The following is a 19,781-nucleotide window of genomic DNA, read 5'->3' as shown; positions in this document are numbered from 1 at the left end:
CGCCAGGTGCTGGGCGGGCCGGCTCAAGGCCGGCCCGCCCCGCCCCGCTGTAAGGCCTACGGCTTGGAGGCTGCGCCGGACTTCTGCAGATACGCGCCGAGAGTGTCGTTCTTCAGGGCATCCCGGATTTCAGCAATCGCAGCGTCGTCCCGGAGCACTATCGACTGACCGTCGGACGAGGTCCCGATCCCCCGCGTCGGCAAGGTGAAGCTCGTGACATCCGACGCCCTGACGTCGCGGAGCCCAACGGCGAGGCCCGCGGCTTTTCCGGCGTCCAGCGATGAGTCGACGCTGACGTACGGCGAAACCGTGTCGACCAGTTTGCTGATGGTCCCGGGGTTGGTGAGGGTTTCGGCCGTAAGGAACCGGGACAGAATGGCCTTCAGGAACACCTGCTGGTTCTTGACGCGCTGGTAGTCGCCGTCGTTGAATGCCTTGCGTTCACGGACGAAGGCCAGGGCCTGCTCCCCCGTCAGCTGCTGCTTGCCCGCGGGAAACGAGAACTGCTTGGTGTTGAAGGCAACAGGAACATTGACTTCGACGCCGCCCAGGGCGTCGGTCATGGCTTTGAAACCCTCGAAGTCGATAATCGCCACGTTGTCGAGGCGGGTATCGAACATGCCCTCCAGTGTCTGAACGGTCAGGGGTATGCCGCCGTAGGCCATGGCGGAGTTCATTTTGGACTCGCCGTGCCCCGGGATATCAACCCAGGTGTCGCGCATGATGGACATGATGTAGATGCCCTTCCGGTCCGCCGGAATGTGGACCCACATCATGGCGTCTGAACGCTGGTCGCTCGGACCGCCTGCCGCCGCGTCATCCACGCTCGCCGCCCGGCTGTCGCTTCCCAGCAGCAGCATATTGGTGGCGCCCTTCGCCTCTGCTGCTTCAGGCCGCGTCGATTCCTCGGGAAAGGCGTTGTCGATCTTCTGCGCCTTGGAATCGAAGCTGTGGGCGAGGTTGTAGGCGAACACGCCGGCCACGGAGGCGGCCACGAGGAAGAACGCCACGAACCCCAGCAGCACATTGCGGCCGGTGTGCCGTTTCCGGTTGTTCTGCGGCTCGCCGCCGCCTACGGTTTGCTGCTCGGTGTCAAAAGCCATGTGTTCTATCCCAAAGTGTGAAGCCGGCGGACAGTGCTAACCGCGGACATAATGAGTCCGGCCGACGGAGGAAATCGGGCGGATAGGGGCAGTGTTACCGCAGTCCGGTCCTGCGGTGCAGGGCCAGGTAGATCAGCTCATCGATCAGTTCCGCGTAGCCGAGGCCGGAGGCCTTCCACATCTGCGGGTACATGCTCTTGGGCGTGAAGCCGGGCATGGTGTTGATCTCGTTGATGATGAGTTCGCCGTCGGGGGTGTAGAAAAAGTCGACCCGGCTGAGTCCTTCAGCGCCGACGGAATCGAAGGCGACGGCGGCGAGTTCGCGGACGCGGGTGATGGCCTCTTCGGGGAGGTCGGCCGGGCAACTGAGCGCGGCGGCGTCGTCCTCCACGTATTTGGCGTTGAAGTCATAGAACTCGTGACCGCCGCCAGCCACGGAGATCTCGCCGGGCATTGACGTACGTGGAGGCTCGGTCCCCCGGCCCTCCAGGACGGCGCATTCGATCTCGCGCCCCACGATGCCTGCCTCGATGACGAGCTTGGGATCGTGCTCGCGGGCGGCCTCGATGGCCGCGTCCAGGCCGTCCAGGGAATCCACCTTGGAAATGCCCATGGAGGATCCGGCACGGGCCGGCTTCACGAACACCGGGAAGCCGAGCTGGTCCACCCGCTTGCGGACCATCTCAGGATCGGTGCGCCACTGCCGGTCGGTCACGGCGATGTAGGGTCCCACCCGAAGTCCGGCGGATTCAAACACCACCTTCATGAAGTGCTTGTCCATCCCGACGGCGGACGCGAGGACCCCGGCGCCGACGTAACGCGTGTCGGAGAGCTCCAGCAGCCCCTGGATGGTGCCGTCCTCACCGAACGGCCCGTGAAGCAGCGGGAAGACCACGTCCACGGAACCCAGTTCCTGGGGAACCTCGTTCGGGGAGGCGACAATCAGTTGATGTTCGCCGCCGATCTCGGCCAGCGCCACGGTCTGTTCCGAGGGGGCTACTTCGGGCAGCAAGGACGCTGACAGCGACCACTCCTGCGTGTCGCCCGAAACCAGGACCCATTGGCCGGTCTTGGCGATGCCGATGGGGATGACCTCGTACTTGGTCTGGTCGATCGCGCCGAGGACGCCCGCCGCGGTCACGCAACTCACCGCATGCTCGCTGGAGCGTCCGCCGAACAGCACCGCCACCCGTGGTCGTGACCGGGCAGTGCGCCCCTCAGTGCTCAGGTTTTCTTCCGACACTTTCAGTAATCGCCTTCGGGTTTCAGGTCCCGGGACAGCAGCAGCGGCCCCAGTTCATCGACGGACAGTTTTCCGGCCAGAACGGCGACGACGGCGGCCGTGATGGGCATCTCGACGTCGAGCTTTCCGGCAAGCTCATGAACCGCCTGGCTGGACTTGATGCCTTCAGCCGTCTGGTTCATCTCGGCAGTGACCTGCTCGAGGGTGAGGCCCTTGCCCAGCAGCCGGCCGGCTGTATGGTTCCGGGACAGCGGCGAGGAGCAGGTTGCCACGAGGTCGCCCAGCCCGGCGAGCCCGGCCATGGTGCGGGCTTCCCCGCCCAGGGCAAGCGTCAGGCGGGAGGTTTCGGCCAGGCCGCGGGTAATGACGGAGGCCTTGGTGTTGTCGCCCATCCGCTTGCCTTCGCAGATCCCGACAGCCAGGGCGATGACGTTCTTGACGATTCCGCCGATTTCGACGCCGATCACGTCGGTGGTGGTGTACGGGCGGAAGTACGGTGCCGTGCAGCTGCGGGCGATCCAGCCGGCGGCCTCGGAATCGGAGCACGCCACCACCGAGGCCGTGGGTTCCTCCCGGGCAATCTCCATGGCCAGATTGGGGCCGGAGACGACGGCAACCCGCTCAGGTCCGATCTCCAGTTCCTCGCAGATGACCTCGCTCATGCGGGCATCGGAGTGCAGCTCGAGCCCCTTCATGAGGGACACGACAAAGGCCCCGGGAGCCAGGAGGTGCTTCCATTCCCGCAGCTGCGGCCTCAGGGTCTGGGCCGGAACGGCGAGAATGACCAGCTCGGCGCCGTCGAAAACCTCTGCGACGTCGGTCGATGCGGTGATGCTGGACGGCAGGACGATGTCCTTGAGGTACTGCTCGTTCTTGTGCAGCGTATTGATTTGTTCCACCACTTCGGCGCGCCGGCCCCAGATGCGGATCCGGCGTTCGTCGCCGGACGCTATGGCGGCATCAGCGACGACCTTCGCGAAGGTTGTCCCCCAGGAACCGGCGCCGAGGACGGCAACAGTTCTGGCGGATGTTGCTGGCTCAAGATTAACCGTCATTCGGTGCTGTCCCCAATATTCTCGTCTGATGCGCCGCCATCACGGGCAGCCTGGCGCGGACCGGCCTCGCCGCGTTCGACGAAGCGGCCGTGCGTGGACTGGTTGTGCGCGGACGGATCCCAGCGTACAGCCGGCGGCTTTTCTCCGCGAAGTGTGGCGACCAACTCGGTGATGGCATCCATGATGACGTTCGTTGCCTCGGACAAAGTCGCCCTGTCCAACGGGCGCCCGGCGAAGGCACTCAGATCCACCGGTTCACCGACGATCACGCGGGACGTCTTCCTCGGAAAGAGGTGCATCCGCTTGGCGTAGCGGGGGAAGACCTCGTGGGCACCCCAATGGGCCATCGGCACCACGGGGATACCGCTCTCCAGCGCCATCCGCGCGGCTCCGGTGTGGCCCTTCATCGGCCACAACTCCGGGTCGCGGGTCAGCGTTCCCTCGGGATAGATGATGATCGCGCCGCCCTCATCAACAACTTCCTTGGCAATCTGCAACGAGCGGTTGGCGCCCGACGACGACCGTTCCACCGGGATCTGCTTGGTGTTGCGCAAAACAGCCCCCAGGACCGGGACTTTGAAGAGCCCGGACTTGGCCAGGAAGCGCGGCATCCGCTTCTGGTTGTAGAGCATGTGCCCGAACACGAGCGGATCGATTTCGGTGGTGTGGTTGGGCACGGCGATGAAGCCCCCTGCCGGGAGCTTCTCGAGGCCTTCCCATTTCTTCCGCATCAGGACATTCATCACGGGCCGGACGATCCCGGCGGTAATGACGAAGGTGATGTGGCTCTTTGCCGGTTCCTTCACAGGTCCGGCGCTACTCGGCGGAGGTGATGTCGAAGTCGGCGCCGAGCCCTGCAAGCTTCTCGGTAAAGCGCTCGTAGCCCCGGTTGATGATGTCGATGCCGGTAACGCGGGAGGTGCCGGTAGCCGCGAGGGCAGCGATCAAGTGGCTGAAGCCTCCGCGCAGGTCGGGCACGTCGATGTCGGTGCCCTTGAGCTGGGTGGGGCCGGAGATGACGGCCGAGTGCAAAAAGTTTCGCTGGCCAAAGCGGCACGGGACGCTGCCCAGGCATTCCCGGTGCACTTGGATGTTGGCTCCCATCCGGATCAGCGCCTCTGTGAAGCCGAACCGGTTCTCGTAGACAGTCTCGTGGACGATCGACACGCCGTCCGCCTGGGTCAGGGCCACAATCAATGGCTGCTGCCAGTCGGTCATGAAGCCCGGGTGCACGTCCGTTTCAAGTACCAGCGGGTTGAGCTTGCCACCACGGTGGTAGAAGCGGATGCCGTCGTCCTGGATGTCCATGCCCCCGCCCACCTTGCGGTAGGTGTTGAGGAAGGTCATCATGTCGCGCTGGCTGGCACCTTCGACGAAGATGTCGCCGCGGGTCACCAAGGCAGCGGACGCCCAGGAGGCAGACTCGTTGCGGTCCGAGAGCGCGCGGTGGTTGTAGCCGCCGAGGTCCCGGACGCCTTCGATCCGGATGGTGCGGTCCGTCTGGACGCTGATAATGGCGCCCATCTTCTGCAGCACGGCGATGAGGTCCACGATCTCGGGTTCAGTGGCGGCACCCGAGAGTTCAGTGATGCCCTCTGCGCGGGTGGCGCTCAGGAGCACCTGTTCGGTGGCGCCCACGGAGGGGTAGGGCAGCGCAATCTTGGCGCCCTTGAGTCCGCCGGGCGCCGAGATGTGGATGCCGCCGGGACGTTTTTCCACCACGGCACCGAACTGGCGAAGCACGTTCAGGTGGTAGTCGATCGGGCGGTCACCGATCTTGCAGCCGCCGAGATCGGGAATGAAGGCCTCGCCGATGGCGTGGATCAGGGGCCCGCACAGCAGGATCGGAATGCGGGAGTCACCGGCGTGGGCATCAATTGCCGTGCTGGACGCCGTCTTGGCACCCTTCGGATCGAGGGTCAGGTCCCCCGTAACCGGGTCCTTGTCCACGGTGACACCGTGGAGCTGGAGCAGGCTGGTGACAACCTCAACATCCTTGATTTCAGGCACGTTGCGGAGCACGGAAGGCTCGTTGCCCAGCAGGGCGGCCACCATCGCCTTGGGGACAAGATTCTTGGCCCCGCGGACGGTGACGCGGCCAGTCAGCGGGACGCCTCCGCGGATTGTCAGAACACTACTCATTTACCGGTTTCCTCACGACTACTCGCCCCCAAGTCCTTACAAAGGCTCCTGCTAAGCATAGGAGCTTGCGTTACCGATCTGAAATGTCGCTCGCCCTGGCGCGGCGTCGCAGGCAGAGGCCAGCGGCGCCATCGCCGTGTCACATCAACGGTGGGACGTGCTGGGGCGCGCGGCTGACCTGCGGTGATACCGAAACTGGCGGTGACCGCCGGGTCCGCGGGTGTTCGACAACCGCAGCTGCAGAAGCGGCGGCGGCTGGAGTTTGTCGGATGGAACACACGGGGCTGCCGGTGGTTGCCGCGGCGACGGCGGCCTCAGCCGCGGCGGCCTCAATCGACGACATTGGCGGCACCCTCGTTTGGGAGCCCGCCAGCCTCGCTCGGGAGTCGCCGGCACCTTCGATGAACGTGACTATTTTGTCGCACCCACCCGGAAGAATAAATTTATGGACGGCAATCGAGAGCCCGAAGTGGTTCGAGCAGCTGGCGGCAACCTTGAACGCCGCGGCGCTGGAAGCGGCGCAGCAACTGCTGATGCCGCCCGCCTGCTCGCTAGCGCCAGCCCTTCGCTTCCTGAGGACGACGGCCCCGCCGGCCTTGACGGCGGACCGGACAGCCGCGGCGTTGATGAAGCGGCGTTGGGCGATGACGGGGCAGCGTTGATTGATGAGCTCCGGAAACTCGAGGACCAGAAGTCCGCCATCACTGCGCGGCAAGCGAGGATCGCGGTCGCCTTTGACCAGGTCCAGCGGCGCGCCCAGCGCGCGGCGGGCGTCCCCGAAGCCGAGCTCGGGGCCGGGGTCGCGGCGCAGATCGCGCTCGCCCGGCGCGAATCGCCGGCCCGCGGCTCCCGGCACCTGGGCCTCGCGAAGGCCCTCGTGACCGAGATGCCGCACACCCTCGCCGCGCTCGAGACCGGGCAGCTCAGCGAATGGCACGCCACCCTGATCGTGCGCGAAACCGCCTGCCTGCCCGCCGCCGACCGGACTGCTGTGGACGAGGAGCTCGCCGCCGACACCGGCACCTTCACCGGCGCCGGGGACCGCGCCATCATCGCCGCGGCCCGCGCCGCCGCCTACCGCCGGGACCCCCGCTCCGTCACTGAACGGGCCAGCCACGCCGCTACCGAGCGGCACGTCAGCCTCCGCCCGGCACCGGACACCATGTGCTACCTGACCGCCCAGCTGCCGGTCGCCGAAGGCGTCGCCGTCTACGCAGCCCTGACCCGGCACGCCGACACCGCCCGCGCCGCCGGGGACCCCCGCACCCGGGGCCAGCTGATGTCCGATGCCCTGGTCGAACGGACCACCGGCACCCCCGGCGGGATCAGCGGCATCGAGATCCAGCTCGTGATGACCGACCGCACCCTCCTCCAGGGCGACAGCGAACCCGCCAGGCTCCCCGGCTACGGCATCGTCCCCGCCGGCTGGGCCCGGAAGCTGATCAAAGGCGAAGGCACCGCCCACGGCACCAAACGCCAGGGCACCGGACGTCAGGGCAACGGAGGTCCGTGCGCCGGAGGTCCGGACGCCGGGAGTACCGACACAGAAAGCGCCGGCGCAGGCACGAGGAGCCCCGGCACTCTAGCGGACCCCGACCCGGCCCTGCAGACCTGGCTCAGGCGGCTTTACACCGCGCCCGGCACCGGAGACCTCGTCGCGATGGACTCCCGCGCCCGACTCTTCCCCGCCGGACTCCGCCGCTTCCTCCAAGCCAGGGATGACACCTGCCGCACCCCGTACTGCGACGCCCCGATCCGGCACATGGACCACATCCTCCCCTGGGCCGAAGGAGGACCAACCACCGCGGCCAACGGAGCCGGCCTCTGCGAAGCCTGCAACCACACCAAGGAAATCCCCGGCTGGACAAGCCGCCCCCGACCCGGACCCGCCAACCCGAACGAACCCGGGCAGCGGCACACCCTCGAAGTCACCACCCCCACCGGCCACAAATACCACTCCACCGCGCCACCCCTACCCAGCGTGTCGCTGAGTGGAACGCGGCTGAACGGCACAGCGCCGGGCAGAGGGGGTATGACCGAGCGAACGCCCGCGACCCAGGAGCCGGCTATCTCGCACGACCTGCACGACTTGCACGACCTGCACGACCTGTCTGATGTCGCCGCGGCATTCCACCGGAAGGGACAGCGGCATCGGGCAAAAGCACGAAAACGTCTACGCCACCTAGCGCAACCGGCGGCCTGAAATGGCAGCGCACCCGTCGGAGCATTCGAACGTGCGAAATGCCCCAAAGCACAAAAGTGCCGCCGTCGGTTTCGACGGCGGCACTTAGCGGCAGAGTCGGGCCGGGCTCAGCCCAACCCGCACCTCAGGAGAGTTTGGCCGGCAGGGTCTTCGGCTTGAAGGCGGGCCTCGTCGCCTCGTAGGCGGTGATGTCCTCCTCGTGCTGGAGGGTCAGCCCGATGTCGTCGAGGCCCTCAAGCAGGCGCCACCGCGTGTAGTCGTCGATTTCGAAGGGAGCCACGATGTTGCCGCACTCGACGGTCTTGGACACGAGGTCCACCGTGACCTGGCTGCCGGGAGCGTTTTCGAGCTCCTTCCAGATGAGCTCAATGTCGTCCTGGGCCAGTTCGGCGGCCAGCAGCCCCTGTTTGCCGGAGTTGCCGCGGAAGATGTCCGCAAAGCGTGAAGACAGCACGGTCTTGAAGCCGTAATCCTTCAGGGCCCAGACGGCATGTTCCCGAGAAGACCCCGTCCCGAAGTCCGGTCCGGCGACAAGGACGGAGCCGGCACTGAAGGGCTCCTGGTTCAGGATGAAGGCCAGGTCCTTGCGCCACGCGGCGAACAGGGCGTCCTCAAAACCGGAGCGCGTGATGCGCTTGAGGTAGACGGCCGGGATGATCTGGTCGGTATCGACGTTGCTCTGGCGCAACGGTACGCCGATCCCGGTGTGGGTGGTGAACTTTTCCATGGCGGATCCTTTGGGGCTGGAGGGATCGAGGCTGTGGCAGCTACGCTGCGTCGATGCGGACGGCGGCGGATTCCGGAGCGGGGTCCAGGTCCGACGGCGAGCTCAGGGTTCCGCGGACAGCCGTGGCTGCGGCCACTACCGGCGAAACCAGGTGCGTGCGTCCGCCCTTGCCCTGGCGGCCTTCGAAGTTGCGGTTCGACGTCGAGGCGCAGCGCTCCCCCACCTCCAGCTGGTCCGGGTTCATTCCCAGGCACATCGAGCAACCGGCGAAACGCCATTCGGCTCCGAAGTCCTTGAACACTCGGTCCAGGCCCTCAGCTTCTGCCTCAAGGCGGACCCGGGCGGAACCGGGAACCACGAGCATCCGCACATGCGGGTCCTTGCTGCGGCCGCGGATGATGTCGGCGGCTGCCCGGAGGTCCTCCATCCGGGAGTTGGTGCAGGAGCCCAGGAAGACAGTGTCCACCCGGATCTCCTTCATCGGAGTACCTGCCTCAAGGCCCATGTACTGCAGCGCGCGTTCCGCGGCAGCCTTGGCGTTCTCGTCGCCGAAGTCCTCCGGCGAGGGCACCTTCGCGGACAGGGACACGCCCTGCCCGGGGTTGGTCCCCCAGGTCACAAACGGTTCCAGAGTGTCAGCGTCGAGGTCCACCTCGACGTCGAAGGTGGCGTCGTCGTCGGTGCGCAACGTGTTCCAGTACTCGACCGCGGCGTCCCATTCGGCGCCGTGCGGTGCGTGGGGGCGGCCGTACATGTAGTCGTACGTGGTCTGGTCCGGCGCGACGAGACCAGCCCGGGCACCCGCCTCGATGGACATGTTGCAGATCGTCATCCGGGCTTCCATGGACAGCGCACGGATCGCGGAGCCGCGGTATTCCAGCACGTAGCCCTGGCCTCCGCCGGTGCCGATCTTGGCGATGACCGCCAGGATGATGTCCTTGGCGGAAACTCCCGGACGTAACGTGCCCTCGACGTTGATCGCCATGGTCTTGAACGGCTTCAGGGACAGCGTTTGGGTGGCCATGACATGCTCCACCTCGGAGGTGCCGATGCCCATGGCGAGCGCACCGAACGCGCCGTGCGTCGAGGTGTGCGAGTCACCGCAGACCACCGTCATGCCCGGCTGGGTGAGGCCCAGCTGCGGTCCCACCACATGGACGATTCCCTGCTCGGCGTCGCCCAGGGAATGCAGGCGCACGCCGAACTCCTCGCAGTTGTTGCGCAGGGTCTGGATCTGGGTCCGGCTGGTCAGGTCCGCGATAGGCTTATCGATGTCCACCGTGGGCGTGTTGTGGTCCTCGGTGGCAATTGTGAGGTCCGGCCGGCGGAGCTTGCGCCCGGCCAGGCGCAGGCCCTCGAATGCCTGCGGCGACGTCACCTCGTGCACCAGGTGAAGGTCGATGAAGAGAAGGTCGGGCTGGGCGTTGGCGCCTTCGCCATCCCCCTTACGCACCACGTGCGCGTCCCATACTTTCTCGGCCAGTGTCTTTGCCACGGCCTTCTCCCTTCACTGCGGTGTTTAACGACGAATGTTTACTGTTGTGTCCACACAATCAGCAGTGCCCCGCGCAACGCCAGCGCACCGACTTGCATCTCAGATAATGAGACGGCAATATCATCACATGGACAATTCTAGCGGCGTCGGTGTCATCGATAAAGCGGCCCATGTGCTTGACGCGCTGGAGGCCGGCCCCACCACTTTGGCGCAGCTCGTTGCTGCCACCGGGCTTGCCCGGCCCACAGTGCACCGGCTCGCCCTGGCGCTGGTCCATCACCGGCTGGTCAGCCGCGACATCCAGGGCCGGTTCGTCCTCGGCAGCCGCCTTGTGGAGCTCGCCTCCGCGGCCGGCGAGGACCGCCTGATCGCCTCGGCCGGTCCCGTGCTGATGCAGCTCCGGGATGCCACCGGCGAAAGCGCGCAGATCTTCCGCCGCCAGGGCGACTGGCGCATCTGTGTGGCCTCAGCCGAACGTCCCATCGGGCTGCGCGACACCATTCCGGTCGGCACGCAGCTGTCCATGAAGGCGGGCTCGGCCGCCCAGGTGCTCCTCGCCTGGGAAGACCATGACCGCCTCCTGGAGGGGCTGCAGGCCGCCCGCTTCACCCCCACCGTCCTAGCCGGAGTCCGACGCCGGGGCTGGGGACAGAGCCTCGGCGAACGCGAGCCGGGGGTCGCCTCCGTCTCCGCCCCGGTCCGCGGCCCGTCCGGCCGCGTCATCGCGGCCGTGTCCATCTCGGGACCGATCGAGCGCCTGACCCGCCAGCCCGGACGGCTGCACGCCGAGGTTGTCTGCAACGCCGCCCGTGTCCTCACGGATGCGCTGCGCAAGACCAACGACTGACCGGCACACGGCAAGGTGCGGGGCGGGCCGCACGGCCAAGCGCATAGGCTGTGCGCATGAACAGCTATGCGGTGTTCCTCCGCGGCATTAACGTGGGCGGGATCAACATCAAGATGGCCGAGCTCAAGGACGCTTTGAAGACCCGGCCCTTTTCAGGCATCAAGACGCTCCTTGCCAGCGGCAACGTCGTATTGGCCAGTGAGCTTCCGCAGGCGGAGGTGAAAGCCGAATTCGAGGCCTGCCTCCGGGAAACCTTCGGCTACGACGCGTGGGTAGTGGTCCTGAAGGCAGACCGGGTGGCGGAACTGGTGGCGGCCTGCCCCTACCCCGCGGATGACGCTTCCACCCACACCTACGTAACGCTCGCCTCGGATCCAGCCGCCCTTACGGAACTCTACGACGCCGGCACCGCCTTGGACGGGACGGAACTCACCCGTCTGGGGCCGGAAGCCCTGGCATGGCTTGCCCCCGCCGGCGGCACGCTGGACAGCCCGTTCAGCAAACTCTCCGCAAAACCGAAGTACAAGTCCGCCACCACCACCCGGAACCTGCGCACCATGATCAAAGTCCGCGAGGCTGCCGAGGGCCTGGCCCGGTCCTAGAAGTGGGCCGGTCATAGGACATCCCCGTACTAGTTCCCCTGCCGGCCGGCCTCCGTCAGCGCCCGCCGGAAGGAACGCAGCCTGCCCAGCTCGGCCTCCACCGGATCCACGATAAGTCGGTCAGCGACGGACTCCACGGCGGTTTTGAGCCGTCTCCTGGCCGCCGCTCCACGGGCCCGCGCCGCCGCACCCGCAATGAATTTTGCCGCGACCGCCAGGACCACGCCCAGGAGCGCTCCCCCCGCAATCATGACCGTGGGGACCGGCCACCCCTCCACAATGGGCACGGCCGGAACGGGCAATTGCAGATAACCCAGTGCGGCCAGGACACCCAGCCAGGCGAAGCCGCCCAGCGCCGTCAGCAAAGCCAGCCACTGGATCACGTTGAACACGGTCCACCACCAGGACTTCCGGCCTGCCTTGAGGTCCGTCGACGCGATGGCCTGGTCCAGGGCGTCCGGAAGCTGCTCCCGGCCTTCGCGGGCGGCGCCGCGGAGAACCGCGCGCCAGGGGCCCGGTGCTCCGTCGGACGCAGCATCCGCGAACTCCCGGACAGCGGCGTCCGTCCGCGCCCGCTCCGGTGCCCCTGCTGGCGGCAGTGAGGTCCGGTTGAGCTCCGGGCGGGCGCCGTCACGGCGGAGGTTGAGCCGCCTCAGCGGATCGGGCCGGAACCGGACCAGCCAGCGGGTCACCGGCCAGCCGGTCCGCCGGGCGGCCTCTTGCCGGTAGGAGCGGACCACGGCGTCGACAACCAGCGGGACGTTGGCCGCGATGGCCAGCTCCTGTGTCAGCCGCGCCCGGGAGGCCGGCTTGATGCCTGCCGGTTCCCCCGCACCGGAGGCCTCCTCCACCCGGGCCGCCGCCCGGGTGACGTCCGCGGCGAGGCGCTGGGAGAGCGCCTGGCGCTGCACGGCCACCGAGCGGATGGCAGCCCGCACCTTGTCCACGCCGGTGCCGGCCACAGCGGAGGCGCCAAGGACCTGGACCTTGCCCAGTCCGTCGCGTGCCAGGATGCCTTGCAGTGATTCCAGCACTGGCCGCACCTCGTGGTCAGGCAGCCGGTCGATCTGGTTGAGCACCACAAGGGTGACGGCGCCGTGCGTGGCGAGGGGCGCCAGGAAATCGTTGTGCACCGCGGCGTCGGCGTACTTCTGCGGATCGAGCACCCAGACGAGCACGTCGACGAGTCCCACCATCCGTTGCACGATCTCGCGGTTCGCCGCCCTGGTGGAGTCGAAATCAGGCAGGTCCAGCAGGATGAGGCCCGTGCCTTCATCGGCAAATCCTGCGACGGGCGCTGCGTGGTGCCGGTTCCGGACGTCGAGCCAGTCAAGCAGCGGCTCGCTGCCGTCGGCTCCCCAGATACCGGCAAGCGGTTCGGAGGTCGTGGGCCTGCGGGCTGCGGCCGTCGCAATTTCCGCTCCACTCACCGCGTTGAAGAGGGAGGACTTTCCGCTTCCCGTGGCGCCGAAGAAGCCCACCACCGTGTGCTCGGCGGACAGCGACCTCCGCGAGCCCGCTCGGTCGATGACATGGCACGCTTCCTCCAGGGTTTCCTCCGGAAGCGCGCCCGCGGCCAGCCCCAGAGCATCGTTGAGCGCTTCAAGCCGTCGCTCCAGGCGGGAGGCCTCGCGGGCGGTGCTGTGGCGGCTCATCCGGCGGCCGCCAGCCGGCGCAGTGCGGCGGCATGGTCTGCCAGGACATCCGGGGCGACGGTGTTGGAGACGGCCAGCCGGGACAGGAACCGCTGCTGCTCGTCCTGGAGCAGCGCCTGGCACCGATGGTGCAGATCCGCCCGCGCGGTCCGCGCCAGCCGGCGGACGGCGTCCTCCCCGAATACCGCTTCCAGGAGCCGTTGACCCACGACGGCGGTGCCGCCGGCGACGCCGACCTCGAGTCCGGTCAGCCCGGCGGTCATGGAAAAGACCACGATCATCAAGGCCGCACCGAGGCCGTTGATGCCGAAAGACAGCCAGCGGGCCTGGCTGCGCTTGCCGGCGCCTTCGGTTCGGATGAGCTCCATCAGACTCCCCTGCCACGCCCGGATCTCTGCCGCCACGGCCTCAGAGAAGCCCTCCGATGTTCCGGAAAGATCGTCGGCGCCCAGCAGCTGCCGGCCGGCAGGGTCGGAACGCCAGCGTTGGTCCACATCTTCCGCGGCGTTGGCGGCCTCATCCAGAATGACGGCCTGCAGCCCGGTTTCAATTGCCGTTTCGACGCGGACCGCCGGCGCCGGCTCGCCACGGAAGAACGCGCCCATCCGGTCCCGGAAGCGTCCGATGTTCTGCTCCATAACCCGGAAGAACTCACCGGTGCCAACGAAGTCCTGCCAGCGGGCCAGCACTTCGCCGCGCAGCAGCGCTCCGTCGCGGGTCGACTCGAGGATGCGCCCCACGGCATCCTGGTACGCCGCACGGGCATCCGCCGCGAGGACGTCGGCCGCATGCTGCTGCGCACGGGCGGCCTGCGCCACCGCTTCGACCCGCGTGCCCAGCGCTTTGACGGTTCCATTCAGGGTGCGCCGCGCGATCTCCGCACGGCCGGCGGCGTCCGCGGCAAGCTCCTGGAGCCAGGTCCGGAGAGGTTCCACCGTGCCGGCCGGGAGCATCCCCATTGCATCCAGGGCCGCTTCGGGCACCACGAACAGCCGGGCGTCGCCGAGTCCCTCCCGGCCCAGCATGGCTTGAAGGTCGGTGCGGACCTCCGCCTCGGCAGCCGCCGGCACCCGGTCCAGCACCACGGCCACAAGGATGTCCCGCGATGCTGCGTCCAGCAGCAGCCGCCAGGGGACGGCGTCGGCGTAACGGTTGGCCGTGGTGACGAACACCCACAGGTCGGCGGCGGCCAGCAGCTGGCCGGCCAGCTTGCGGTTGTCATCGGAAATGGAGTCGACGTCGGGAGCGTCCAGCAGGGCGATGCCCTGCGGCACCGCGCCGTCGGAGACCAGGACCAGGGAGGAAATCGCGGCGGCGTCGGGAGTGGGCCCGGCCTGGTTGGCGGGCAGGGGCCTGTCCGTCAGCGTGCCGCGGATCCGGCTGAGGCTGGGCAGCACCCTCAGGTCCTCGAACCAGGCGCCGTCCGCGGGGTGGTGGAGCAGGATCGGCTGGCGCGTCGTAGGACGGATGGCACCGGCCCGGGGGTAACGGCGTGCCCCACCAGGGCGTTGACGAGCGTTGACTTCCCGGCTCCGGTGGAACCGCCTACCACCGCCAGCAGCGGGGCGTCCAGGCTGCGGTACCGGGGCAGGATGTAGTCGTCCAGCTGGGCCAGGGCACTGCGGATGTCCTGGCGGGCGTGCGCGGCATCGGGCAGGGCCAGGGGCAGGGCCGTTTCCGCAAGCGCACCGCGGACCGCCTCCAGCAGCCCGACGGCGCCGGCCGGCCGTACAGGCGGTGCCGGATATCCGTGGTTACCGGAGGTCTCTTGGGAGTTCACAGCATCATCATGCCAGTTCAACCGGCAAATCCGGGCAACGAAAAACGGCCCCGGGCTGTTGCCCGGGACCGTTCTGATGGTGACCCCAGCGGGATTCGAACCCGCGTTACCGCCGTGAGAGGGCAGCGTACTAGGCCGCTATACGATGGGGCCGTGTACTCTCCGGAACAGCATTCCTGCCGTTCGCACTGAGTGATTGTTTCATACACTCAGCAAGTGTTTCAAATCGGCAGAACCGCTTCGAAACTCCTGATCCGCCGCGGAAATCCGCGGATTTTCAGAGCTGGGATACCAGGACTCGAACCTAGAATGACGGTACCAGAAACCGTAGTGTTGCCAATTACACCATATCCCAATGACACTTTCGGGCCGTTCTGCCGGGTTCAAACCCGCGCTCCCAGCGCCTCAGCACGAGTAATTACTTTACCCGAGAGTTTTCCGTCGCACAAATCGATTCCCCCGATCCGGCCCGAAAGTGCCCTACCTCACGCTGGCGGAAGCAGTCCGAGCCGCTCGCGGAGTTCGTGCAGGGAGCTCACCTTGGGCCCGGCGTAGTCCGGCGCGGGCTCGCCGCCGCGGTCCAGCCAGACGCCCAGCAGGCCTGCCGCCGTCGAGCCCTCCGCGTCGAGGAGCCGGTTGTCGCCGACGTAGAGGGTGTCCCCCGCGCCGGTTCCGAGCCGGCGCACTCCCTCCAGGTAGATGGCCGGATCCGGCTTCGGAACCCCGAGCGTGTCCGTTCCCACCAGCACGCCGATCCGCTGCAGGCCGGCGGCGTCCAGCTTGACCCGCTGGTAGTCGTGGACGTTGTTGCTTACGGCGCCGTACGGGACGCCGGCCGCGTCCAGGGCGTCCAGCAGCGGCGGGACGTCGTCGAAGGCCCGGATGTAGCCGTGCTGGCGGCTGGCGTAGGACGTGACCCAGTGGTGCGCCGTCTCGCCGTCTTCCAGTTCGACGCCGAAGTGGCTGAGGGCCGCCCGTCCGCGCAGCAGCCGCTGCTCGTTGAACGTCAGCTCGCCCGCAAGGTAGCGGTCATAGAAATGCGTCGTCTCGCGCGTGAAGATCCGCCCGAACCTTTCCCACCCGGCCTGGTCCAGGTCGGGCAGGAGGTGCTCGCTGACGTCCCGCAGGGCGGCCGTCATCGCGAATTCGAGGTCCACCAGGGTGTCGTCAATGTCGAACAGGACCCCGCGGACCAGGCCCAGGCCCTGCGCCGTGAGGCCGCCGCCGACCGCTGGAGAGTCGATCATCAGCCGCGGAAGGCCCGCAGGCGGGCCAGTGAGGAATCCTTGCCAAGAATGACCATGGATTCGAACAGCGGCGGGGAGATCCGCCGGCCGGACACGGCGGTGCGGACCGGCCCGAAGGCGAGCCGCGGCTTGACGCCGAGGCCTTCCACGAGCGCTTCCTTCAGGGCAACCTGGATGGTTTCCGCGGTCCAGTCCTCAATGGGCTGCAGCGCGGCGAGGGCGGCGTCGAGGACCTCCGCCAGGTTTTCCGGCAGTCCCTTGCGGGCGTCGTCAGCGACGTCGATCGCGTCGTCGGCCTTGAACAGGAACGCCAGCATTTCGGGGGCTTCCCCGAGCAGCGAGATCCGCTCCTGGATCAGCGGCGCCGCTTCGGCCAGGATCTCCTCCTGGCGGGCCGTGAGGCTCTCCCCCACGAGTTCGGCCGCCTGCAGGTACGGCACGAGGCGGCCGCGGAAATCCTCCGGAGCGAGCATCCGGATGTGGGTGCCGTTGATGGCCTCGGCCTTCTTGATGTCGAAGCGGGCCGGGTTCGCGAGCACGTCGTGGACATCGAAGTGCTCGATCAGCTGCTCGACCGTGAAGATGTCCTCGTCGGCGGAGAGGCTCCAGCCCAGTAGCGAGAGGTAGTTCAGCAGGCCCTCGGGGATGAAGCCGCGGTCCCGGAGCAGGAACAGGTTGGACTGCGGGTCGCGCTTGGACAGCTTCTTGTTGCCCTCGCCCATGACGTAGGGAAGGTGCCCGAAGACGGGCAGGTAGCTCGCGACGCCGATGTCCATCAGCGCGCGGATCAGCACCACCTGGCGCGGGGTGGAGGAGAGCAGGTCCTCGCCGCGGAGCACGTGCGTGATGCCCATCAGGGCGTCGTCCACCGGGTTGACCAGGGTGTACAGCGGCGAACCGTCCGCGCGGACAATCACGTAGTCCGGGATGCTGCCGGCCTTGAAGGTGATGTCGCCGCGGACCATGTCCGTGAAGGTGACGTCCTCATCCGGCATCCGCATCCGGAGCACCGGCTGGCGGCCCTCGGCCTTGTACGCGGCGACCTGCTCGGCCGAAAGGTTCCGGTCAAAGTTGTCGTAGCCGAGTTTCGGGTCGCGCCCCGCGGCGCGGTGGCGGGCCTCGACTTCCTCCGGCGTGGAGTACGCCTCGTACGCGTAGCCGGCGTCAAGCAGCTTGGCGACCACATCCTTGTAGAGGTCCAGGCGCTGCGACTGCCGGTACGGCTCATGCGGGCCGCCCACCTCAACGCCCTCTTCCCAGCTGATGCCGAGCCACTTCAGGGCTTCAAGCAGCTGCTGGTAGCTCTCCTCCGAGTCGCGCGCGGCATCCGTATCCTCGATCCGGAACACGAACGTGCCCTTGGTGTGGCGCGCGTGGGCCCAGTTGAAGAGGGCCGTGCGGATCAGGCCCACGTGCGGCGTGCCGGTCGGCGAAGGGCAGAACCGGACACGGACCGGGGTCTCGGCGGTGACTTCACTGGTCACTGCAACAGGGGCGGAACTGGGGACGGCGTCGGGCGCGGCAGGAGTAGTCATAGTGTCTCCAACTTTACCGCCTGCCCGCCACGCCCCGGCGGCGGTCTAAACGCGGGGAAGCCGTCCCGGTCGGCGCCGGCCGCAGCCGGGACAAACTTTTGGCCAGGACGCCGCACTGGGTGACAGCGATCACCGTCAACAGCGCCGCCGCGACGTGTGCGTCCAACATCAGTTCGATTGCGTGGTGGCCCCCGGCCTCCGGGGCCGCGGCCTGCTGGGGTGGCAGCCCGATGACAACCCCATGCGGGTGGCCGGTCTGAGCGCTCCCCACGATCCCGGAGAAACTGCCGAATATCAGGTGCAGAACCTGCTGGATCAGGCCCGATACCAGCAGCAGCGCCCATATCGGCAACCTGAAGCGTGCCAGCATGGACGCAACCATGCTCAACAGGGCGCTCACGGCCAGGAGGACCCACAGGCCGGGAAGGTCCTCGCCGCCGAGCACGTGGGCTCCCGCGCCGAGCAGGACGGCCAGCGGGCCTGACGCCCACGCCGCATAAACCCGTGCCCTCGGCAAGTCCCGTGCCGTCACCCATCCACCTTCCGGCTCACGCGCCGAGGCGGCGGCGGGAGCTCAGCTATGGCCCGGGTGAGCGTTGCCCTGGCCTGAGTCGCCGTCGTCGATGCGGTACCGGACCATCATACCGGCGCTGATGTGGTCGTTGACGTGGCAGTGGAAGAGCCAGGTGCCGGGGTCATCGGGGGCCATGTCGGCCACCACCATGGAGGCCGGCAGGAGGTTGACGACGTCGGTGCGCATCCCCAGGGCCGTCACGGTGTTGGCGTGCCAGTGTGGGGTATGCAGGTCCACCTCGGTACCCATCCCCATCAAGTACCACCGCACGCGTTCCCCTTTGCGCATGGTCATCGAGTCCAGCGGCAAATTGCCGAAGACATACCCGTTGACAGAGTGCATCAGGTTGCTCTCCTCGAACGCTTTGTCAGCGATATTCACGCTGGCCGGATCCCCTGCAAACCGGTCAATGTTGCGTTGCAGGTAGGGGCTGGCGTTCTCGTTGCTCACCTTGAACTGGACGAAGAACTCACGGTCGACGTCGTCCGGGGTACCGTCCCGGCGCGCGGCGTCGGCCTCGGTGATGACCATCGGGCCGACCAGGCCGGCGTAGTCGTCACCCACCTCATCCGTATGCGAGTGGTACATCCAGACCACCGAACTGCCGTCCATCGGACCGGGGCCGGCACGGTCCGGGACCTTGTAGCTGTAGGTATAGACGGCGCCCGGCGCAACGGCGTCGTCGGCCCGGTCAGCCGGGGAGGTGCCGTCGTCGTACGGGGCGCCCTCGCTGGCCTTGTCGTAGAACAGGCCATGCGCGTGGACCGCGGCCGGACGGTCGAGGTTGTTCTTGAAGACGACCTCGATTGTGTCGCCGACGACGGCCCGGATGACCGGTCCGAGCATCCCAAGGTGCTGGTCCTCGGCGCTGCGCGGTTTACGGGCGGAAAAGGTCGCGTCGGTGTATTCCTGGTACAGGGATTTGATATAGGTGGTGCCGATCCTTTGCGGCCCCCGCTCCGTGAACACGGCGGCCGTCGCATCGAAAGGCTCCCCCGTGATCTGGTTGATTCCGGCCGGCGCGTAGTTCCAGTCAACCTCGTCCGCGGCTATGTAGTAGGTCCGCTTCTGGGTTTCGTAATGGTCTGCCGCCGGTACGATGGCCGTTGCTGATCCGGAGATGAACACGATGGCGAAGGCGGCAGCTATTCCCAAGGGGAACAACGCCTGGATCCAGCGGGGCCAATAGCGCGGGCCCCTGCGCCACTGCGTCGGCATTCGTTCGCGGCTGTCCATCATGCACCCCTCCCGCCCCGCCGGACCGCAGATGCTGTTCCGGCACGGCAAGGATAGGGGTGGGACCTTTGGATATTCTGGGCTTCTGTTGCCGCACGTCAGCGGCGGGCAGCCGCGCGCTTCGTCCACATGCCAAGCAGCGCGCGGGTCAGGTAATAGCAGGCCAGAGCCAGGCCGGCCCCGACCAAGGCCAAGGCCAGCCATTGCGGGCCCCCGAGCCAGTGGACGGCACGCGCAGCCATCGCAAAGGTGCCGATAGACCCGAGGGCATAGAACAGGAAGGAGTTGCGGCGCCAGGACCTAGCCGGCGGCCGGCGCCACGCACCGTTGTTCATGG

Annotated in this window: 16 protein-coding genes, 2 tRNA genes and 1 pseudogene; 3 read left to right on the top strand and 16 right to left on the bottom strand. The window is 67.4% G+C overall.

Features of this window, described 5'->3' with window-relative positions:
- Positions 1–56 precede the first annotated feature (56 nt).
- From QFZ65_RS08470 to murA, 5 genes are all read right to left on the bottom strand, one after another.
- On the bottom strand, positions 57–1,103 hold the full coding sequence (locus tag QFZ65_RS08470; protein ID WP_306909690.1) for an LCP family protein: 1,047 nt from the start codon (positions 1,101–1,103) through the stop codon (positions 57–59).
- Positions 1,104–1,197: 94 nt separating this feature from the next.
- Entirely contained in the window at positions 1,198–2,346 is a 1,149-nt protein-coding gene (locus QFZ65_RS08465) for a D-alanine--D-alanine ligase family protein (protein WP_306909689.1), read from the bottom strand.
- Positions 2,347–2,348: 2 nt separating this feature from the next.
- Positions 2,349–3,401: an NAD(P)H-dependent glycerol-3-phosphate dehydrogenase gene (locus tag QFZ65_RS08460; RefSeq protein ID WP_306909688.1), complete on the bottom strand. Its 1,053-nt coding sequence runs from the start codon at positions 3,399–3,401 to the stop codon at positions 2,349–2,351.
- On the bottom strand, positions 3,398–4,207 hold the full coding sequence (locus QFZ65_RS08455; RefSeq protein ID WP_306909687.1) for a 1-acyl-sn-glycerol-3-phosphate acyltransferase: 810 nt from the start codon (positions 4,205–4,207) through the stop codon (positions 3,398–3,400). The genes QFZ65_RS08460 and QFZ65_RS08455 overlap by 4 nt, the downstream gene beginning before the upstream one ends.
- Before the next feature lie 10 nt (positions 4,208–4,217).
- Positions 4,218–5,543: a UDP-N-acetylglucosamine 1-carboxyvinyltransferase gene (gene murA / locus QFZ65_RS08450; RefSeq protein WP_306909686.1), complete on the bottom strand. Its 1,326-nt coding sequence runs from the start codon at positions 5,541–5,543 to the stop codon at positions 4,218–4,220.
- Positions 5,544–5,988: 445 nt separating this feature from the next.
- Between murA and QFZ65_RS08445 the strand changes: the two genes are divergently transcribed.
- Positions 5,989–7,746 carry an HNH endonuclease signature motif containing protein gene (locus QFZ65_RS08445; RefSeq protein ID WP_306909685.1) on the top strand — a complete coding sequence of 586 codons (1,758 nt, stop codon included), beginning with the start codon at positions 5,989–5,991 and terminating at the stop codon, positions 7,744–7,746.
- 124 nt (positions 7,747–7,870) lie between these two features.
- Here QFZ65_RS08445 and leuD read toward each other — a convergent pair whose 3' ends face one another.
- Positions 7,871–8,473 (bottom strand): 3-isopropylmalate dehydratase small subunit, encoded by a 603-nt coding sequence (gene leuD, locus QFZ65_RS08440; protein WP_306909684.1) that lies wholly within the window; start codon positions 8,471–8,473, stop codon positions 7,871–7,873.
- A gap of 40 nt (positions 8,474–8,513) precedes the next feature.
- Positions 8,514–9,968: a 3-isopropylmalate dehydratase large subunit gene (leuC, locus tag QFZ65_RS08435; RefSeq protein WP_306909683.1), complete on the bottom strand. Its 1,455-nt coding sequence runs from the start codon at positions 9,966–9,968 to the stop codon at positions 8,514–8,516.
- A gap of 127 nt (positions 9,969–10,095) precedes the next feature.
- On the opposite strand from leuC, the gene QFZ65_RS08430 reads away from it, so the two are divergent.
- Positions 10,096–10,815, top strand: coding sequence for an IclR family transcriptional regulator (locus tag QFZ65_RS08430; RefSeq protein ID WP_306909682.1), 720 nt, complete (start codon positions 10,096–10,098; stop codon positions 10,813–10,815).
- Between the two features lie 56 nt (positions 10,816–10,871).
- Complete coding sequence (locus tag QFZ65_RS08425; RefSeq protein WP_306909681.1) at positions 10,872–11,417, top strand: DUF1697 domain-containing protein; 546 nt, start codon at positions 10,872–10,874, stop codon at positions 11,415–11,417.
- Positions 11,418–11,446: 29 nt separating this feature from the next.
- Here the strand turns inward: QFZ65_RS08425 and QFZ65_RS08420 are convergent, their stop codons facing one another.
- The 9 genes and pseudogenes from QFZ65_RS08420 to QFZ65_RS08380 all read right to left on the bottom strand — a co-directional run bounded on the left by QFZ65_RS08420 (position 11,447) and on the right by QFZ65_RS08380 (position 19,779).
- On the bottom strand, positions 11,447–13,072 hold the full coding sequence (locus QFZ65_RS08420; RefSeq protein WP_306909680.1) for a GTPase: 1,626 nt from the start codon (positions 13,070–13,072) through the stop codon (positions 11,447–11,449).
- Positions 13,069–14,852 (bottom strand): annotated as a pseudogene (locus QFZ65_RS08415) (dynamin family protein). The gene QFZ65_RS08420 and the pseudogene QFZ65_RS08415 overlap by 4 nt, the downstream one beginning before the upstream one ends.
- 77 nt (positions 14,853–14,929) lie before the next feature.
- Positions 14,930–15,005 (bottom strand) — tRNA-Glu (locus tag QFZ65_RS08410).
- Positions 15,006–15,135: 130 nt separating this feature from the next.
- A tRNA-Gln gene (locus QFZ65_RS08405) sits at positions 15,136–15,207 on the bottom strand.
- 130 nt (positions 15,208–15,337) lie between these two features.
- Positions 15,338–16,099 (bottom strand): HAD family hydrolase, encoded by a 762-nt coding sequence (locus tag QFZ65_RS08400; protein ID WP_306909679.1) that lies wholly within the window; start codon positions 16,097–16,099, stop codon positions 15,338–15,340.
- Entirely contained in the window at positions 16,099–17,634 is a 1,536-nt protein-coding gene (gltX, locus tag QFZ65_RS08395; protein ID WP_306909678.1) for a glutamate--tRNA ligase, read from the bottom strand. The genes QFZ65_RS08400 and gltX overlap by 1 nt, the downstream gene beginning before the upstream one ends.
- 13 nt (positions 17,635–17,647) lie before the next feature.
- Positions 17,648–18,166: a hypothetical protein gene (locus QFZ65_RS08390; RefSeq protein ID WP_306909677.1), complete on the bottom strand. Its 519-nt coding sequence runs from the start codon at positions 18,164–18,166 to the stop codon at positions 17,648–17,650.
- A 42-nt stretch (positions 18,167–18,208) separates the two neighbouring features.
- Positions 18,209–19,447 carry a multicopper oxidase domain-containing protein gene (locus QFZ65_RS08385; protein ID WP_306909676.1) on the bottom strand — a complete coding sequence of 413 codons (1,239 nt, stop codon included), beginning with the start codon at positions 19,445–19,447 and terminating at the stop codon, positions 18,209–18,211.
- A gap of 95 nt (positions 19,448–19,542) precedes the next feature.
- Entirely contained in the window at positions 19,543–19,779 is a 237-nt protein-coding gene (locus QFZ65_RS08380) for a hypothetical protein (RefSeq protein ID WP_306909675.1), read from the bottom strand.
- Positions 19,780–19,781: the final 2 nt, after the last annotated feature.

It is taken from the genome of Arthrobacter sp. B3I9 (assembly GCF_030816935.1).
Lineage (GTDB): Bacteria > Actinomycetota > Actinomycetes > Actinomycetales > Micrococcaceae > Arthrobacter.
The sequence above is the reverse complement of the archived record's forward strand: the minus strand, read 5'-3'. Positions and strand labels throughout refer to the sequence as shown.

What these genes read in the sequence shown, in the direction of transcription:
- QFZ65_RS08430 (WP_306909682.1), top strand. Translation starts at nt 10,096, where the DNA reads ATGGACAATTCTAGCGGCGTCGGTGTCATCGATAAAGCGGCCCATGTG.
- leuD (WP_306909684.1), bottom strand. Translation starts at nt 8,473, where the DNA reads ATGGAAAAGTTCACCACCCACACCGGGATCGGCGTACCGTTGCGCCAG.
- QFZ65_RS08385 (WP_306909676.1), bottom strand. Translation starts at nt 19,447, where the DNA reads ATGATGGACAGCCGCGAACGAATGCCGACGCAGTGGCGCAGGGGCCCG.
- murA (WP_306909686.1), bottom strand. Translation starts at nt 5,543, where the DNA reads ATGAGTAGTGTTCTGACAATCCGCGGAGGCGTCCCGCTGACTGGCCGC.
- QFZ65_RS08470 (WP_306909690.1), bottom strand. Translation starts at nt 1,103, where the DNA reads ATGGCTTTTGACACCGAGCAGCAAACCGTAGGCGGCGGCGAGCCGCAG.
- QFZ65_RS08380 (WP_306909675.1), bottom strand. Translation starts at nt 19,779, where the DNA reads ATGAACAACGGTGCGTGGCGCCGGCCGCCGGCTAGGTCCTGGCGCCGC.
- QFZ65_RS08445 (WP_306909685.1), top strand. Translation starts at nt 5,989, where the DNA reads ATGGACGGCAATCGAGAGCCCGAAGTGGTTCGAGCAGCTGGCGGCAAC.
- QFZ65_RS08460 (WP_306909688.1), bottom strand. Translation starts at nt 3,401, where the DNA reads ATGACGGTTAATCTTGAGCCAGCAACATCCGCCAGAACTGTTGCCGTC.
- QFZ65_RS08420 (WP_306909680.1), bottom strand. Translation starts at nt 13,072, where the DNA reads ATGAGCCGCCACAGCACCGCCCGCGAGGCCTCCCGCCTGGAGCGACGG.
- gltX (WP_306909678.1), bottom strand. Translation starts at nt 17,634, where the DNA reads ATGACTACTCCTGCCGCGCCCGACGCCGTCCCCAGTTCCGCCCCTGTT.
- QFZ65_RS08425 (WP_306909681.1), top strand. Translation starts at nt 10,872, where the DNA reads ATGAACAGCTATGCGGTGTTCCTCCGCGGCATTAACGTGGGCGGGATC.
- QFZ65_RS08400 (WP_306909679.1), bottom strand. Translation starts at nt 16,099, where the DNA reads ATGATCGACTCTCCAGCGGTCGGCGGCGGCCTCACGGCGCAGGGCCTG.